The sequence below is a fragment of the Novispirillum itersonii genome (assembly GCF_014205675.1).
Taxonomy (GTDB): Bacteria; Pseudomonadota; Alphaproteobacteria; order Rhodospirillales; family Rhodospirillaceae; genus Novispirillum; species Novispirillum itersonii_A.
Map to the genome: position 1 here is coordinate 92015 of NZ_JACIIX010000005.1, position 16517 is coordinate 108531.

The following is a 16517-nucleotide window of genomic DNA, read 5'->3' on the forward strand; positions in this document are numbered from 1 at the left end:
AAACCTATGGAAAGCAGATGGTTCGATCTGTTTGATATCGCGCTTTCCATCCTTGAACAGACTGACCGGAAGATCGGACTGAAGACGGACTGGAGTTTTGGCGGCGGAACTGCCCTGATGCTCCAGATTGATCACCGGGACAGTTACGATGTCGATATTTTTATTCACGATCCGCAGCTTCTGCCCTATCTGAACCCGGACTCACAGGATCATCTCCTGAAGATCAGCCCCAGCGGCTACCACAGCGATGGCAGCCACTGCCTGAAGATTGCCTTTGCCGGGATCGGAGAAATCGACTTCATCTGTTCCCCGCCGCTCCTCAGGGATGGGGTCATCCGCAAAGCGGTGCGGGGAGAGACGGTGGATCTGGAAACCCCGGCGGAGATCATCGCCAAAAAGATCTATCACCGGGGCAGCCGTCTTCAGCCCCGCGATATGTTCGATATTGCCGCCGTGCTTCAGCACAACGGCGCGCAGCCCCTGATTGCGGCGCTGAAACCGTTCCCGGATCAGATTACACAGGCCCTGCGGGTCGCGCAGGGCTACCGACAGAACCTTCTCACTCCGGTGCTGGCTGACCTGAACGTCAAGCCAGCCTACGCCGCCCTGCGACAGACCGCGCAGGAGGATACGGTCAGGCTGCTGCGGGCCGTATTGGACTGAGCACCCCACGTCTGGGGCCATTGAATAACATTACATGACCGCACCCGTGGGCTTTGCCCACACCCACCCCAGTGGGCTTTGCCCACACCCACCAAGGGCCATTGGCCCTTGGATCCCACTATTGGGGGCCAATGGCAAACACCGTCGCGCCCCCTTTTGGGGTCCGCAGGGCTTTGCCCTGCAAACAAAAACAGTCGAACACCTGCACCGTTGCCGGGATTTCCTGCCCCCAAAACGAGGTCAAGGAGCCTGAGGCTCCTTGTGGGGTGTGGGGCAACGCCCCACCGGGTGGGGTGTGGGGCCAAGCCCCACGGGGTGGGGTGTGGGACAACGCCCCACGAAAGGGCAGCCGCCAAGCCTCCTCACCCGGTCAGGTCGAAGCTGCCGTCCAGCAGGGCCAGCACCTGATCGCGCGGGACGCTGCCATCCAGCCGCAGCGAGATCCAGTGTTTGCGGTTCATGTGATAGGCCGGGTGGTAGCCGTCGCTGCCGCGCAGCATCTCGATCAGCGCCGGGGCGGCTTTCACCGACAGGAGATCAAGACGCGCATCCCCGGGCAGGCCCAGCGTATGGGCAGGCCGGGGGGTGAACACCGCATACCATTTGCCATCGGTGCCGTGGCGCAGCACGCCGCTGTCCGGGCTGGCCTGCCACAGGTACTGCGGTGTGCTGCCATAGCGGTCCGCCGCATAGGCGAAAACCTCGGCCAGTGTCATGGTGCGCCCATCCTTTCCGTTTGCCGCCCTCACTCCATAGTCCTCGCACTTCGACCGTTACGGCTTTTCCTTCGGTTCTTTGGCAAGTACATCTTTCATAATATCCGGAATCTTGCCGACCGCATCCGATGCTCTTGCCAGAAGCTCCTTCCCTCCTTGCGATGACAGCAGATCATGCCATGGGCTGCCATGGGCGGTCTCCTCAATCAATCGCAACGGCTGCTCATCAAACCGTGACAGCACGGAGGCCATCAACCGCTGCTCCAGCTCGTTGTTTCCGGCCTTCGCATCAATTTCCTGCGCTTCCGTTCGATACCCACGATAAGCGCTGGCGGCGGCAGCCTTAAAGGCATAATCCTGCGCCAGCCGAAACCGCTGCCCGATCTGCTTGGTGGCCAGCCAAGCAAACCATCCGGGACCAACAAGGAACAGGGCAGACATCAGCAGGTACAGCACCACCCGAAGGTCAGACAGATCCTTATTCGCCAAGATCTCCCGGACCTCTTTAAAGTGATAGGCCCCGAGAACGCCGCCGACAGTCAACGCCCCAAGCAGAACGGCAACCCACGTTCCCAGCGCCTCACTCTGTTTTTTTTCCTGATCGGAAAAAGCCTTCGCTAACCCCTGCCGCGTTGCGGCCGTAAAAGCCTCGTCCGCTTTTTCAAGAACCGCTTTTGCCGCCTCCTCATGCTCTTGCAGGGTCGCGACCAAACTTTCAACGACCGCCAGCCGTTCCCAATACAGAGCCTTCTCCTCAGCACGACCCTCCTGAACCTGCCGGAGCCCGCTCGATATCCTGTTCAGCTCCCCTTGCAGGGTCATCACAGTTTCACTGGCCTTCTCAATTCTAGAAATGGGTCCAGAAATTCTCTGGATTTCCATTTTCAAACGACTTTTGATCTCTGCCGCATCCTCATCATCAGTGGCATGGGTCAATGAATTTTCATCATTTATTACATTAAAATATAGTTGCCCCGGCATTATTGATCCAACGTCATCCAACTTAGATCGCAAAATAGCCAATGAATTCATATCTTTTGTTGATAATTTTATTTTTGGTATTTTTCCATTAAGCATATTATTAATACTAGATATTAAGTATAAATATTGATTCCTATCAGAATCCTCCATCCGTAATTCATCAACATTCCTCGAAAATTCTTTTATATTTTTAATTGATGCATAAGCATCATCAATTAAATCACTTTTCAAACCATTTAACATATAAATTCCAATAAATTTCCTCTCTATTTTATTAATATCAGATCTTAACGCCTCACCTTTAATCACAGCCATCCCCATACACCCTTAAATCGTCAGTCCGCATTTACCGCCGATCCTGCCGCAGGCAACCATATCCCGTCAACCGAAGGGCGCAGTAACCTTTACGATACACCCAAGAACAACAATCTAAGATTGCAGTCCGCCCCCCCCCGTCATAGCGCTCCGCCGCATAGGCGAAAACCTCGGTCAGGGTCATCCTTGCTCCTCCGTCATCGCCCCCCCTCAGCGGAAGCTGTCGATCTCCAGCCCGAAGCGTTTCAGCTTGTCGTACAGGGTTTTGCGCGGCACCTGAAGCGCGGCGCTGACCGCCGTCACGTCGCCGTGGTGGCGGCGCATGGCATCGGCGATCAGGCGGCGTTCAAAGCCATCGACCAGATCCGCCAGCGCGGCCCCGGCATCATCCCCGGTCCCAATCCCACCCCCGGCCTGCGCCGCCGGGGTCAGGCCGCCGGGCAGCAGCGGCAGGCCGATCACCGCCCGTTTGGCGAGGTTGCCCAGTTCCCGCACATTGCCCGGCCAGCTATGGGTCAGCAGCACCTGCCGCTCCGCCTCCGACACAAAGGGCGGCACCCGGCCCAGGGTTTCCGCCGCCTGCGTCATAAAGTGTTGCAGCAGCAGGCCGATATCATCGGGCCGCTCCCGCAGCGGCGGCAGGGTCAGCGGCACCACATTCAGGCGGTAATACAGGTCCTCGCGGAATTTACCGTCCCGCGCCAGCGCCGCCAGATCCACCTTGGTGGCGGCGACAAACCGCACGTCCAGCGCGATTGACCGGTTGGAGCCAAGGCGTTCAACCCGCCGCTCTTCCAGCACCCGCAGCAGCTTGACCTGAAGCGCCAGCGGCATGCTTTCAATCTCATCGAGGAACACCGTGCCGCCATCGGCGAATTCCAGCTTGCCGATGCGCGGCTTGACCGCCCCGGTGAAGGCCCCGGCCTCGTGGCCGAACAGCTCGCTCTCGAACATACTCTCCGGGATCGCCCCGCAGTTAAGGGCGACAAACGGCCGGTCGGCACGGGCGGAAAAGCGGTGCAGGGCGCGGGCCACCATTTCCTTGCCGCTGCCGGTTTCGCCCAGCACCAGCACATCGGCCCCGGTGTCGGCGACCTGAAGAATGGTGTTTTTCAACGCCCGCATCGCCGGGGACCGGCCAAGGATCAGGCTGTCGATGCCGTCATCGCCCTCCAGCGCCCGGCGCAGGCGGCGCACCTCCGCCGACAGGCGGCGACGGTCCAGCGCCCGGCTGACGGTGGCGGTCAGGCGTTCCGAGGCAAAGGGCTTTTCGATGAAATCATAGGCCCCGTCGCGCATGGCCGCCACCGCCATGGTGATGTCGCCATGCCCGGTCATCAGCACCACCGGCAGGTCGGGGTCCAGCCCCTGCGCCGCCCGCAGCAGATCCAGCCCATCCATCCCCGGCAGGCGCACATCGGTGATCAGCAGGTCGGCCGGACCGACCTTCAGGGCGGCCAGCGCCGGTTCCGCCGCCGCGAAGGCCAGCACCGGCAGATCGGCCAGCTCCAGCGCCTGTTCGATGCCAAGGCGGACGGCGTCCTCGTCCTCCACCAGCAGAATGCGCGGGGCGGTGTCAGTCATGGGCGGGCAGGTCGAGTGTGAACATCGCCCCTCCTTCCGGTCGGTTGGCGGCATGGATCTGTCCGCCATGGTCCTGCACGATCCCGGCGGAAATGACCAGCCCTAATCCCAGCCCCTGCCCCGGCGGCTTGGTGGTGAAAAACGGCTCGAACAGATGCGGCAGGGCCGACGCGGCGATGCCGGGGCCGCTGTCATCCACCTGCACCCGCACCCGGTCGCCGTTCCGGCTGGCCCGCACCGCAATCCGCCGCTGCGGCTGGCCGTCCACCGCATCCAGTGCGTTGCCCAGCAGGTTGACCAGCACCTGTTCCAGCCGCACCGGATCGAAGGCGACGCACAGGGCGGGGTCAACCGTGGTCTCCACCTGTGCCCCCAGCCGCCGGGTTTTCTCCGCCAGCAGCGACAGGCTGTTGCCGACCGCCGCAGACACCTGCACCGGGGCCGATATGGCAGCCTGCGCGCCCTCCGATACCCGGTCAGATACCCGGTCCGACCGGCGGGCGAAGCCGCGCAACTGGCCGGTGATGCGGGCCATCCGCTCGGTCAGGGCGGCGATGTGGCTCAGGTTTTCCGTCACCCGCTCCGGCTTGCCCCGGGCGAGAAAGGCGGCGGCATTGTCAGACAGGGTGCGCAGCGCCGCCAGCGGCTGGTTCAGCTCATGCGCGATGCCGGTGGCAAGCTGGCCCAGCGCCGCCAGTTTGGCCGCCTGCACCAGCCGGTCCTGCGTCCGGTGCAGATCGGCGTTGGCGGCGGTCAGCTCCGCCGTGCGGGCCGCCACCTCCCGTTCCAGATCCTGCGCCGCCTGTTCCAGCGCCGCCCGGGTCGCCCGCTGCGCCTGTGCGGTGCGGCGACGCTGGTGGATCAGCAGCCCGGCCAGTGCCAGCAGCGCCGCCGCCGCCGCCCCGCCGCCCCAGCCGACATGCCGGGCGTGCTGCACCGGGGCCATATCGGTCAGCAGCATCAGCCGCCAGTCGGTGCCCGGCACCGTCCGCGACACCGCCAGAAACAGCGGCCCGCCGCCCCCGCCGATCCGCAGCACGGCGGCCTCCGGCCCGGCGGCATCGCCCTGCCGCCGCACCTCCAGCGCCCGCAGCGCCACCCGGTCATACTGGCGGGTGGCCTCCAGCCGGTCCCGCAGGCCATCGGACAGCGGTTCCAGCGTGCGGAAGGCCCAGTCCGGCACCGATGACAGGATGGTCACGCCGTGGCCATCGCTGACCAGCACCCGGTCAGCCGCCTGCGCCCAGGTGTGTTCCAGCGCCGACAGCGAGACCTTGACCACCACCACCCCGGCGACACCGGCATCCTCCCCGGCCCCCTCTTTTTCAGCAATCCGGCGGGCGAAATAATACCCGGGCTCGCCGCTGGTGGTGCCGATGCCGTAAAAGCGGCCATAGCCCTTGGTCAGCGCATCGCGGAAATACGGGCGGTAGGAAAAGTTCATATCAACAAAGCTGGCCGGGCCGCGCCAGTTGCTGGCCGCCTGCGTGGTGCCCTGCGGATCGGTGACATAAACCGCCGCCGCGCCGGAGGCCGCCGCCACCTGCTCCAGATAGGTATTGGCCCGCTGGCGCAGGGCGTCATCGCCCGGAGAGGCCAGAAGCTGACGCAGGCTGGCGGAATAGGCGATCACCGCCGGAAGCGTCTCGTGGCGGCCCAGTTCGCTGCGCAGCCCTTCGACATAGACATCGCGGCGCGGTCCGGCCTGTTCGACCAGCTGGATGACCGCCAGCCGTTCCGCCAGCAGCCCGGCCCCGGCCCCGGCCAGCAGCGCCGCCACCGCCGGACCCAGACAGACCAGACCCCGCCAGACCAGACCGGAGCCCCGCAGGAACGACACCACAGACAGCACACGCCCCCCTTTCCCATGGCAACACCCCCGCCCCCGGCAGAACACCGGGAACGGGGGTGGGCGCAAACCGGTCCCCGACCATAGCCGCTGACGGCGGCGGGGAAAATACCTGCGTGCCCTGCGGTGTTACTCCGCCGGGGCCGGGGGAGCCGCCGGAGCAGCAGCCCGACCAGAAACCGGACCAGAAACCGCAGCCGCTTCCACATCACGGGTCGGGTTCGCCAGCTCCCGCGTCAGGGTTTCCGTATCCAGCGCCCCTTCCCACTTGGCGACCACCAGCGTGGCAACCCCGTTGCCGATCAGGTTGGTCAGGGCGCGGGCTTCCGACATAAAGCGGTCCACCCCCAGAATCAGCGCAATGGAGGCCACCGGAATGTGCCCGACCGTCGCCAGCGTCGCCGCCAGCACGATAAAGCCGGAGCCGGTGACGCCTGCCGCCCCCTTGGAGGTCAGCAGCAGCACCACCAGAATCGACAGCTCCTGCCACAGGGTCAGGTCGGTGTTGGTGGCCTGCGCCAGAAAGATCGCCGCCATGGTCAGGTAAATACAGGTGCCATCCAGATTGAAGGAATAGCCGGTCGGCACCACCAGCCCGACCACCGACTTTTCCGCCCCCAGCCGGTGCAGCTTGTCCATCAGGCGCGGCAGCGCGCTTTCCGACGACGAGGTGCCGAGCACGATCAGCAGCTCTTCGCGGATGTACTTGATAAAGCGCCAGACCGAAAAGCCGGTCAGGCGGGCGACGGTGCCCAGCACCACAAAGATGAACAGCAGACAGGTGGCATAGAAGGCCGCCATCAGCTGCCCCAGCGACAGCAGGGTGCCAACGCCGTACTTGCCGATGGTGAAGGCCATCGCCCCGAACGCGCCGATGGGGGCCACCTTCATCAGCATGCCGACAATCTTGAAGAACACGACAGAGGCACTGTCGATCATATGCAGCAGCGGGCGGCCCCGGTCGCCCATGGAATGCAGGCCAAAGGCAAACAGGATGGCGATAAACAGCACCTGAAGGATTTCGCCTTCCGCAAAGGCCCCGACCACGGTGGTGGGGATGATGTGCATCAGGAACGCGACGGTGCCCTGATCCTGGGCCTTGGCGGTGTAGGCGGCAATCGCCTTGGTATCCAGCGCGCCGACATCCACGTTCATGCCCGATCCCGGCTGCCACAGGTTGACCACCAGCAGCCCGATGATCAGCGCCAGCGTGGTCAGCACCTCGAAATACAGCAGGGCCTTCAGGCCGACGCGGCCGACCTTCTTCATGTCTTCCATCCCGGCGATGCCGTGGACGACGGTGAAGAAGATGATCGGGGCGATCAGCATCTTGATCATTTTGATGAAGGCATCACCCAGCGGCTTCATGGCGGTGCCAAGGTCGGGGTAAAAGTGGCCAAGGCCAACCCCGATGACAATCGCCAGCAGCACCTGCGCATACAGGCTGTGATAGATCCGCTTCGGCTTCAGCGCCGCCGTGGCGCTGCCGGTCATCTGCTGGGCCATCTCCGCCCCTCCCGTATTTTTTTCCACTCTCTCCGCCCGGATCGGTCGGGCGGTTTGCCCCGCTATAGGCATCCGGCGTGCCAACAGCGGCGGAAGACGGGAAGATTGGCTAATGTTTTGAAACAAAACGGCTTCGCAGACGCAATAAAATCAGGCGGCGGAGTTGGGTATTCCGGATTTCCGGACGGACCGCCGCCCCGCCGTCCGGAAATCCGCACAGCGCCGGGGGCGGTCGGGCGGCGATCAGGCGGCGGGTCGGGGGCTCTCGGGGGTGTGATCACGCCCCCGTAAGATGCTCCAGCAGCGCCATGGTCAGGGCCGGGTCAAGGCCGTCGGCACTCCACAACCGGATCTGCACCGGCGGCAGCGGCGGCAACCCATCGGCGGGCGGCAGCGGGCGGCTGATACAGCAGGCGGGCAAAGCGGTGACGGCCAGCCCGGAGGCCACCGCCGCCTCCACCGCCGCCACGCCGTCGGCTTCCAGCACAATCCGCCATGCCACCCCGGCCCGGTCCAGCGCCGCCAGCATCTGCCGCCGCATCACGCAGCCGTCGGGGAACAGCGCCAGCGGCAGCACCAGCGGCAAAGGGGCGCAGGGGGGCGGATCGTGCGGCAGGCCCTGCGGCAGCGTGCCGACCCACCGCAGCGGCGTTTCCGTCACCAGCCGCCCGTCGCCGCCCGGCCCGACCTGCAAGCCCACCACCATCTCCAGCGTTGTGCCCAGCCCCTGCCGCAGCAGACCGGTGGGGCCGGATACCACCTGCACCCGCAGGTCCGGCCGCTGCCGCGATAGGGCGGGCAGCCCCGGCAGCAGCAGCGCCCCGGCCACCTCATCCGGCGCGCCGATCCGCACCCGCCGGGCCGGAGCCGGAGCCTGCCGCACCGCCCGCCGCGCCTGCGCCTCCAGCGCCAGAAGCTGCTCGGCAAAGGGGCGGAACCGCTCCCCCGCCACCGTCAGGCTCACCCGGCGGGTGGTGCGCTCCGCCAGTGCCACGCCCAAGGCCTCTTCCAGCCGCTGCACCTGCTGGCTGACCGCCGCCTGCGTGCGGTTAAGCTGCTCCGCCGCCTGCCGGAACGACCCCCGCGCCGCCACCGCCAGAAACGCCCGCACCAGATCCAGATCCACCGGTTTTTCCGTCATTTTCTTATCACTGAATAAAGATTAATCAGATTATCTTATTGATTGAAGCGCGGTATTGCCAAAGGGGCAAGCCTTTTCCTTTCCCCCTCACCGGAGGCCCCGCAATGACCGACCGCCCGCACGCCCCACCCACCGAAGACCACCGGGTGTGCTTCGACTTTGCCATCACCTTCACCAACGGCGGCGGCCTTCAGGGGCAGGATTTCCGGCTGGATCTCGACGGCCCCGACATTTCCGATGCCGACCTTGCCGCCTATATCGTCCGCGATCTGCGCCTGCTGATGGTCGGCACCGTCACCATCACCAACAAGCGCATCCTCCGCGAAGCCCACAAGCGGAGGTGAGGGGAGAATGGGGAGTGTGGGGAGGGGGACAGACACGGGGCTGCCGCCCCGGCCCCGCCCGGAGGCAGAAGCCTCCGGACCTCCCCTTTTTCTGCCTGAAAACAGGGGGCGCACCCACGCCATCCCCGCCACCGGCCAGTTCAGGGAAAATCATTTTAAATCAACATGATAGAGAGTTTTCCCTGAAACAGAGACCAGTGAAAAATCAACAACCTCTTGAAAATAGACCGCTTTTCAGCAAAAATACCCCTCCGCACCCCTGCGCCGGGCAATCTGTTTCCGCTCTGTTCTCATCACTCCGTGGAAACACCCCAAAAACATCAGCCTTGCGCAATGGCCTGCAACGGGGTAGGTTTCCCCTCATGCCGCTTATCCACGCGGACTGAAACTGCCAAGACGTGCCGACAATGTCGCGCGCCTTGTTTCCCCTCATGCCGCTTATCCACGCGGACTGAAACACACAGCGTGTGCATCCGGTAATCGCCGATCTTGGTTTCCCCTCACGCCGCTTATCCACGCGGACTGAAACGGCCGATAACAGGGGTTATTCAGGACGGTTAGTTTCCCCTCATGCCGCTTGTTCACGCGGATTGAAACATTGCGGTAAGCCGCAAGAACCTTCAGCACCTGTTTCCCCTCATGCCGCTTGTCCACGCGGACTGAAACAGGTCGGTGACGTAGTAGTTCAGGTTCTTGGGAGTGGGTTTCCCCTCATGCCGCTTGTTCACGCGGACTGAAACGCCCCATGGTCACGCACTTCTCGACTTCTTCGGTCCGTTTCCCCTCATGCCGCTTATCCACGCGGACTGAAACTTCGAAGAGGATGTTCACGGCATCGCCGTGAGCCGTTTCCCCTCATGCCGCTTATCCACGCGGACTGAAACTGTTTCTTGCTCCTTATTGGGATAAATGCGAAGTTTCCCCTCATGCCGCTTGTTCACGCGGACTGAAACTTGGGGCGAAAAAAGAAAAATAGGATGTTTGTTTCCCCTCATGCCGCTTGTTCACGCGGACTGAAACAGGTTAATGTTGTTGAAGAAACGGTCGAAGAAGTTTCCCCTCATGCCGCTTGTTCACGCGGATTGAAACTCCTGCCCGGCGCTGGCCGAGGTCGAGAGGGCAGAAGCAAGCCCTCCCTCACGCCACCCGCCCGCGCAGAGGGAAGCCTTGGCTGAAGAGATCAGCCGCCCCCCCACACTCCCCCGCCCCACCCACCACAAAGCCCGCAGCCGGAGCCCTCCGGGACTGCCGCCCCGGCCCCGCCCGGAGGCAGAAGCCTCCGGACCTCCCCTTTTTCTGCCTGAAAACAGGGGCCGGACCCACACCATCCCCGCCACCGGCCAGTTCAGGGAAAATCATTTTAAATCAATATGATAGAGAGTTTTTCCTGAAACAGAGACCAGTGGAGACTCAACAACCCCTTGAAAACAGGCCCCTTTTCAGCAAAAATACCCCTGCGCCGGGCAATTTGTTTCTGCTTTGTTCTTATCTCTCCGTGGAAACACCCCAAAAACATCAGCCTTGCGCAATGGCCTGCAACGGGGTAGGTTTCCCCTCATGCCGCTTGTTCACGCGGACTGAAACAGCAGTCGATCGAACTCCAGCACCGGAGCCGTCGGTTTCCCCTCATGCCGCTTGCTCACGCGGACTGAAACACGGTGATTGCGGCGTTACGGTCCATGTTATGTTTCCCCTCATGCCGCTTGTTCACGCGGATTGAAACCATGTAGAGCAGCTTGACGCGCTTGAAGTCGATGTTTCCCCTCATGCCGCTTGTTCACGCGGACTGAAACCCAGCAGAGACTTCATGGCAGAAGTCAGGACGTTTCCCCTCATGCCGCTTGTTCACGCGGACTGAAACTCCGCGGTCTTACCGCAGGCCTGAAGCTGTTGTTTCCCCTCATGCCGCTTGTTCACGCGGACTGAAACGAAGTAGTCCTGCAAGAATGTGGGTACCGATAAGTTTCCCCTCACGCCACCCGCCCACGCGGAGGGAAGCCTTGGCTGAAGGGTTCAGCCTGTTCCCGCACTCTGCCACCGCACAGTCCGCCGCCGGAGCCGTCCGGGGCGTGAGGCGTTCGCGGGCGGCCCCGGCCCCGCACACGCCGGGCTTGCCATCCCGGCGGATCGGCGCGATGATCAGCAGGCTTCAGGGCAGGTCGTCCACCCGACCCTCCACTCCCTGTAGCAGAAACCCGCCCGGTGGATTGGGCGGGTTTATTTTTGGCCGGGATCTGGAGGGCCGGGATCTGGGGGCGGCACACATCCCCCCTGCGGGCATCATCTTATTTTCGGATTATTTTCGGAAAACAAAGGGGGTTTGGGGCATCGCCCCAAGCGGGTGCGGGCGGCAGCCCGAGGAAAACAGTTGGGTACGGGCGGCAAGCCCGGTGAAAAAAGCTCGCCCCCGCAGCTTTCCCCGGCCTTCCCCCCGCCGCCGTCAGCCGCCGGTCACGCTCATGTGGCGGGCCACCGCCGGGCGGTGCAGTCGGTCTTCGAAGAAGTCATGGCCTTTGGGCTTGCGGCCAATGGCCTCGGCGATGGCGTCGGGCAGGCGGGCGGGGTCGGTGCGCAGCACCTTGCGCAGGTCGGCGCTGTCATCCTGCCCCAGACACATGTACAGCATGCCGGTACAGGTCAGCCGCACCCGGTTGCAGGATTCACAGAAATTGTGGGTCAGCGGGGTGATGAAGCCGATGCGCCGCCCGGTTTCCGCCACCGTCACATAGCGGGCCGGGCCGCCGGTCTGATAGGTGCTGTCGGTCAGGGTCCAGCGGGTTTCCAGATCGCGCCGCACCGCCGTGAGGGGCAGATAGGTATCGGGGCGGCCGTCCACGCTGCCCATCGGCATGGTTTCGATGAAGGTCAGGTCGAAGCCTTCCTCGCCGCACCAGCGCACCATGGTATCGAATTCGTCATCGTTGAAGCCGCGCAGGGCAACGGCGTTGATCTTCACCGCCAGCCCGGCCTGCTGCGCCGCCTTCAGGCCCTTGTGAACGGCGTCGATATCGCCCCAGCGGGTGACGGTGCGGAAGCGGTCCGGGTGCAGGGTATCCAGCGACACGTTGATGCGCTTCAGGCCACAATCGGCCAGCTCCTGCGCGAAGCGGGCCAACTGGGTGCCGTTGGTGGTCAGGGTCAGTTCCTGCAATCCGCCGCCGTTCAGGCGCTTGCCCAGCGCCCGGAACAGGCTCATCACATTCTTGCGTACCAGCGGTTCGCCGCCGGTGATGCGCAGCTTTTCCACCCCGGCATCAATGAAGGTGCCACACACCTGCTCCAGCTCCTCCAGAGACAGCAGGTCGGCCTTGGGCAGGAAGGTCATGTCCTCGGCCATGCAATAGGTGCAGCGCAGGTCGCAGCGGTCCGTCACGGAGACGCGCAGATAGGTGACGTTGCGGCCAAAGGGATCAATCACGCGCCAGCACTCCGCCGGAGGAAGACATACGGAACCGTACCCGTGTAAGCCTAAGGAGGGTTACGGCATACCGCAAGACCCTGCCAGCAGAGAGTGCGACGCGCCTTATCCGGAATCAAGCCACGGCAAACGGTTCCAGCGCCCGCAGGGTGGAGACATAATAATCATGGAAGCGCCGCTGCGCCGGGTCCCCTGCCGTGCGGGCGGCCAGATCGCGCAGCACCGGCCCCTGCTGCCGGGCAAAGGCCGCGATATCCCCGCCCAGACGCGGCAGGATGCCGGTGAAGGCCAGTGCCAGACGGCCACCGCCGGGGCGTTTGCCCAGAACCTCCAGATCCCGCACCAGCGGGGCGGACTGCGACACCAGCCGGGTGGCATAGGCACGGATGGTTGCCGCCTGCTGCTCCAGCCGCTGCCGTTCGGCATCAAAATCAGCGCGGTCGAGGATCACCCCGCTGTCATACACCGCCGGGGCGGCGCGGGAGATATCGCACTGCCAGCCGGGGCGCGGCAGCAGGAACGCGGCCTGATCGGCCTCCTCGCGCCCGGCATAGAACGGCATGGTGCGGCAGCGCTGCGGTTTGGTGGCGTGGATGCCGCACAGGCCATCGGCGGTCAGTTCCGGGCAGGCCATCTGCTCCGGCAGCCAGACCACGGCCGAGACCTCCACCGGCAGCGGCTTTTTCCGCCCGATGGTCACCGTTGCCCCCAGCCGCGCCACCAGCCCGGCAGACGGACTGCCGGGGGGCACCACCGTCCACAGCATCGCCAGCGGAAACCGCCCGGCATGCTCCAGCGCCTCCTCCAGCAGCAGGGGCAGCAGGCCATGGCAGCATTTTCCGCAGGCTGTACACTGAAAGTGATGAATTTTCAGGTGTCCTTTTGTTTGTTAGCCCCTCACACGCCGGGTGCGGGTCCCTGATGCCCCCTTATCCGCCGCAGCATTTCTTGTATTTCTTCCCCGATCCGCAGGAACACGGGTCATTGCGGCCGGGGGCGGTGTTGCGCACCGTTTCCCCTTTCGGGTTCACCTCGCCACCGCTGACCTGCCAGCCCGCCTCCGGATCACGCCGGAACTCCGCCCGTTCATGATGGATCCGTTTCTGCCCGTTCAGCCGGAAGCTGGCGACATACTCCACCGTCGCCGTTTCCGCCCCGGCGTCCCCGGTGCTGACCGCCCGCACCTCCAGCCCCAGCCAGTCGGCTTCCGTCGCGATCCGGGCCGTTTCCACCGGGTCAAAATCCACCCGGATTTCCGGCGTCATCGTCCGCAGTAGATGTGCCACATCGCCCCGGGTGAACGCCGTGTAGCGCGACCGCATCAGCGCCTCCGCCGTCGCGGCGGGCTGACCGGCCAGCAACGGGCCGCAGCACCCCTCCAGCAGCAGGCCGGAACCACAGGGACAGGACAGGGAAGAGTCAGACATGACGGGCAATCCATACGGTTACATGATGATTTCTTGATGGACTAAACCCGATCCAGTCTGAACAGAAGATGACCGGCCATCGCCCGCCCTCACGCAGGGCCTTTGCCTGCCTGTCATAATCGGGTAGGGTCCGCCCGGATTACGCCCTGCCCCCGCCCCGATTTTCGCACCGGTTTACAGTGGACCCCCGCCCGATGACCCAGACCGCCGCCCCCAAGCTGCTGTTCCGCCTGATCCGCGCCGCCGACTGGCAGGCCGCCGCCGCCGCCGGGGCCTTTACCGGATCGGAGACGGACCGCGCCGACGGCTTCATCCACCTGTCCACCGCCGATCAGGTGGCCGGCACCGCCGCCCGCTGGTACCCCGGGCTGGATGACCTGATGGTGCTGACCGTCGACCGGGACGCCCTGAAAAGCCCGGTGAAGATGGAAGCCTCGACCAAGGGCAACCTGTACCCGCACCTGTACGGCCCGCTGCCGCTGGAAGCGGTGATGGCCGCCGATGCCGTGCCGCGCGATGCCGACGGGGATTACCGCTTCCCCGACGGGCTGGGCGTGGACGGATTTATTTAAGGAAGGAGGCAGCCGCCATGTTCGATCCCTATCGCCTAGCCGGGCCGCTGCTGCGCCGCATGGACCCCGAAACCGCCCACCGCATGGGCCTGAAGGCCCTGAAGTGCGGACTGGCCGGGCGGGACCGCAGCCCCGCCGATCCGCGCCTTGCCGTCAGCCTGTGGGGCCGCAGCTTCGCCAATCCGGTCGGCCTCGCCGCCGGGTTTGATAAAAATGCCGAGGCCGCCGATGCCCTGCTCGGCCTTGGCTTCGGCTTTGTCGAGGTCGGCGGCGTCACCCCGCGCCCGCAGCCCGGCAACCCGCGCCCCCGGGTGTTCCGCCTGCCCGAAGACGGCGCGGTGATCAACCGCATGGGCTTCAACAACGATGGGCTGGATGTGGTGCGGGCCCGGCTGGCGGCGCGTGACCGCTCCGGCCCCGGCCTGCTGGGCGTCAACCTTGGTAAAAACAAGGATACCGAGGACGCCGCCAGCGATTACGAAAAGGGGGCCGCCGCCTTTGCGCCGCTGGCCGATTTTCTGGTCATCAACGTCTCCAGCCCCAACACCCCCGGCCTGCGGGCGTTGCAGGGGCGCGGCCCGCTGGTGGAAATCATCCAGCGCACCCATGCCGCCCTGCATAAAACCGGGGCCAGAACCCCGCTCCTGCTGAAGATCGCCCCCGACCTGACCGCCGAGGACGAAGAGGACATCGCCGCCGTCGCCCTGTCGGAACACGCCGCCGGGCGGCTGGACGGGCTGGTGGTCTCCAACACCACCATCACCCGCCCGGACACCCTGAAGGGCACCAGCCGCCGCGAAACCGGCGGCCTGTCCGGCAGGCCGGTCTATGCCCTGTCCACCGCCCTGCTGGGCCGGATGGCCAAGCGCACCGGCGGCAGCCTGCCGCTGATCGGGGTCGGCGGCATTGCCTCCGCCGCCGATGCCTACGCCAAAATCCGCGCCGGGGCGACGCTGGTGCAGCTTTACACCGCGCTGATTTACGGCGGCCCGTCGCTGGTGCAGGAGATTAAATCCGGCCTGCTGACCCTGCTGGAGCGCGACGGCTTCGCCAGCATCGCCGACGCCGTCGGCGCCGATCACCGATAAAGAGAAAGGGGCCTCTGCCATGTCCGCCGTTCCGTTCCGGTCCCTGTCCGCCGTCCGCGACATTGCCGGGGACTATGACGCCTTTATTCTCGACCTGTGGGGGGTGATCCACGACGGCTTCGCCGCCTTCCCGCACTCCGCCGAAACCCTGCGCGCCCTGAAAGCGGCGGGCAAGAAGACCATGCTGCTGTCCAACGCCCCGCGCCGCCCCGGCGTGCTGATCGACCATCTGGCCGGCATGGGCATCCCGCGGGACCTGTACGGCGCGGTGATGTCCTCCGGCGAGGCGATGCGGCTGGACCTGATCGCCCGCCGCGACCCCGCCTTCGCCGCGCTGGGGGACACCTGTTACCACATCGGGCCGGACCGCGACCTGTCGGTGTTCGATGATGTGCCGGTGCGCCGCGTGGCGCTGGAAGACGCCGCCTTCATCGTCAACACCGGCCCGACCGAGCTGACGCACGGGCTGGACCTGTACCGCGACATCCTCGCCGCCGGGGCCACCCGCAATCTGCCGATGATCTGCGCCAACCCCGACAAGCTGGTGATCCGGCAGGGGCAGCCGGTGATGTGCGCCGGGGCGATGGCCGACGAATACATCCGCCTCGGTGGCACCGTCATCAACCGCGGCAAGCCGGATGCGGCGGTGTACCACACCTGCCTCTCCGTGCTGGGGGTTGATCCGGCCCGGGTCTGCGTGGTCGGGGATTCGCTGGAAACCGACGTGCAGGGCGCCGCCAATGCCGGGCTGGACTGCCTGTTCGTCACCGGTGGCATCCATGCCGCCACGCTGGGCTGCTCCTACGGTGTTTCCGCCGATCCGGCCAAGGTGCAGGCCCTGCTGGACCGCGAAAACCTCTCCGTCACCGCCACCGTCGGCGGCTTTATCTGGTAAGTGTGATAGAAGGGGGCG

General features: G+C 64.7%; 14 protein-coding genes and 2 CRISPR repeat arrays. Of the genes, 5 read left to right on the forward strand and 9 right to left on the reverse strand.

All coding sequences use genetic code 11. From position 1 onward, the window contains the following. Nucleotides 1–6: 6 nt before the first annotated feature. A complete protein-coding gene (locus tag FHS48_RS08380) occupies nucleotides 7–663 on the forward strand; it encodes a nucleotidyl transferase AbiEii/AbiGii toxin family protein (protein ID WP_221443428.1) in 657 nt (218 codons plus the stop codon). A 362-nt stretch (nucleotides 664–1025) separates the two neighbouring features. On the opposite strand, the gene FHS48_RS08385 is transcribed toward FHS48_RS08380, so the two are convergent. The 6 genes from FHS48_RS08385 to FHS48_RS08410 all read right to left on the reverse strand — a co-directional run bounded on the left by FHS48_RS08385 (nucleotide 1026) and on the right by FHS48_RS08410 (nucleotide 8755). Further along, the gene (locus FHS48_RS08385) at nucleotides 1026–1379 is read right to left on the reverse strand and encodes an MmcQ/YjbR family DNA-binding protein (protein WP_184263115.1); all 354 of its coding nucleotides are present in this window, start codon (nucleotides 1377–1379) and stop codon (nucleotides 1026–1028) included. A 57-nt stretch (nucleotides 1380–1436) separates the two neighbouring features. Continuing rightward, nucleotides 1437–2675 (reverse strand): hypothetical protein, encoded by a 1239-nt coding sequence (locus tag FHS48_RS08390; RefSeq protein ID WP_184263116.1) that lies wholly within the window; start codon nucleotides 2673–2675, stop codon nucleotides 1437–1439. 210 nt (nucleotides 2676–2885) lie between these two features. Further along, nucleotides 2886–4259, reverse strand: coding sequence for a sigma-54-dependent transcriptional regulator (locus FHS48_RS08395; RefSeq protein ID WP_184263117.1), 1374 nt, complete (start codon nucleotides 4257–4259; stop codon nucleotides 2886–2888). Continuing rightward, on the reverse strand, nucleotides 4252–6111 hold the full coding sequence (locus tag FHS48_RS08400) for an ATP-binding protein (protein WP_184263118.1): 1860 nt from the start codon (nucleotides 6109–6111) through the stop codon (nucleotides 4252–4254). The genes FHS48_RS08395 and FHS48_RS08400 overlap by 8 nt, the downstream gene beginning before the upstream one ends. Before the next feature lie 126 nt (nucleotides 6112–6237). Further along, entirely contained in the window at nucleotides 6238–7602 is a 1365-nt protein-coding gene (locus FHS48_RS08405) for a dicarboxylate/amino acid:cation symporter (RefSeq protein ID WP_184263248.1), read from the reverse strand. Between the two features lie 289 nt (nucleotides 7603–7891). Further along, on the reverse strand, nucleotides 7892–8755 hold the full coding sequence (locus FHS48_RS08410; protein ID WP_184263119.1) for a LysR family transcriptional regulator: 864 nt from the start codon (nucleotides 8753–8755) through the stop codon (nucleotides 7892–7894). A 104-nt stretch (nucleotides 8756–8859) separates the two neighbouring features. Here FHS48_RS08410 and FHS48_RS08415 point away from each other — a divergent pair, with 104 nt between their 5' ends. Then, nucleotides 8860–9099, forward strand: coding sequence for a cyclase (locus FHS48_RS08415; protein ID WP_184263120.1), 240 nt, complete (start codon nucleotides 8860–8862; stop codon nucleotides 9097–9099). A 352-nt stretch (nucleotides 9100–9451) separates the two neighbouring features. Next, a CRISPR array of direct repeats spans nucleotides 9452–10189; the repeat unit is 37 nt; unit sequence GTTTCCCCTCATGCCGCTTGTTCACGCGGACTGAAAC. A gap of 457 nt (nucleotides 10190–10646) precedes the next feature. Beyond that, a CRISPR array of direct repeats spans nucleotides 10647–11028; the repeat unit is 37 nt; unit sequence GTTTCCCCTCATGCCGCTTGTTCACGCGGACTGAAAC. Between the two features lie 511 nt (nucleotides 11029–11539). On the opposite strand, the gene moaA is transcribed toward FHS48_RS08415, so the two are convergent. The 3 genes from moaA to FHS48_RS08430 form a co-directional block, all read right to left on the reverse strand. Continuing rightward, complete coding sequence (gene moaA / locus FHS48_RS08420) at nucleotides 11540–12517, reverse strand: GTP 3',8-cyclase MoaA (RefSeq protein WP_184263121.1); 978 nt, start codon at nucleotides 12515–12517, stop codon at nucleotides 11540–11542. A 115-nt stretch (nucleotides 12518–12632) separates the two neighbouring features. Continuing rightward, nucleotides 12633–13391, reverse strand: a complete 759-nt coding sequence (locus tag FHS48_RS08425; protein WP_184263249.1) for a YkgJ family cysteine cluster protein — start codon at nucleotides 13389–13391, stop codon at nucleotides 12633–12635. A gap of 55 nt (nucleotides 13392–13446) precedes the next feature. Beyond that, nucleotides 13447–13944 (reverse strand): YchJ family protein, encoded by a 498-nt coding sequence (locus tag FHS48_RS08430; protein WP_184263122.1) that lies wholly within the window; start codon nucleotides 13942–13944, stop codon nucleotides 13447–13449. Nucleotides 13945–14138: 194 nt separating this feature from the next. Between FHS48_RS08430 and FHS48_RS08435 the strand changes: the two genes are divergently transcribed. Genes FHS48_RS08435 through FHS48_RS08445 form a run of 3 tightly spaced genes read left to right on the forward strand, consistent with a single transcriptional unit; the run spans nucleotide 14139 to nucleotide 16499 of the window. Continuing rightward, nucleotides 14139–14516, forward strand: coding sequence for a DUF952 domain-containing protein (locus tag FHS48_RS08435; RefSeq protein ID WP_184263123.1), 378 nt, complete (start codon nucleotides 14139–14141; stop codon nucleotides 14514–14516). Between the two features lie 17 nt (nucleotides 14517–14533). Then, nucleotides 14534–15604, forward strand: coding sequence for a quinone-dependent dihydroorotate dehydrogenase (locus tag FHS48_RS08440; RefSeq protein ID WP_184263124.1), 1071 nt, complete (start codon nucleotides 14534–14536; stop codon nucleotides 15602–15604). Nucleotides 15605–15623: 19 nt separating this feature from the next. Continuing rightward, nucleotides 15624–16499 carry a TIGR01459 family HAD-type hydrolase gene (locus tag FHS48_RS08445; protein WP_184263125.1) on the forward strand — a complete coding sequence of 292 codons (876 nt, stop codon included), beginning with the start codon at nucleotides 15624–15626 and terminating at the stop codon, nucleotides 16497–16499. The last annotated feature ends 18 nt before the right edge of the window (nucleotides 16500–16517 follow it).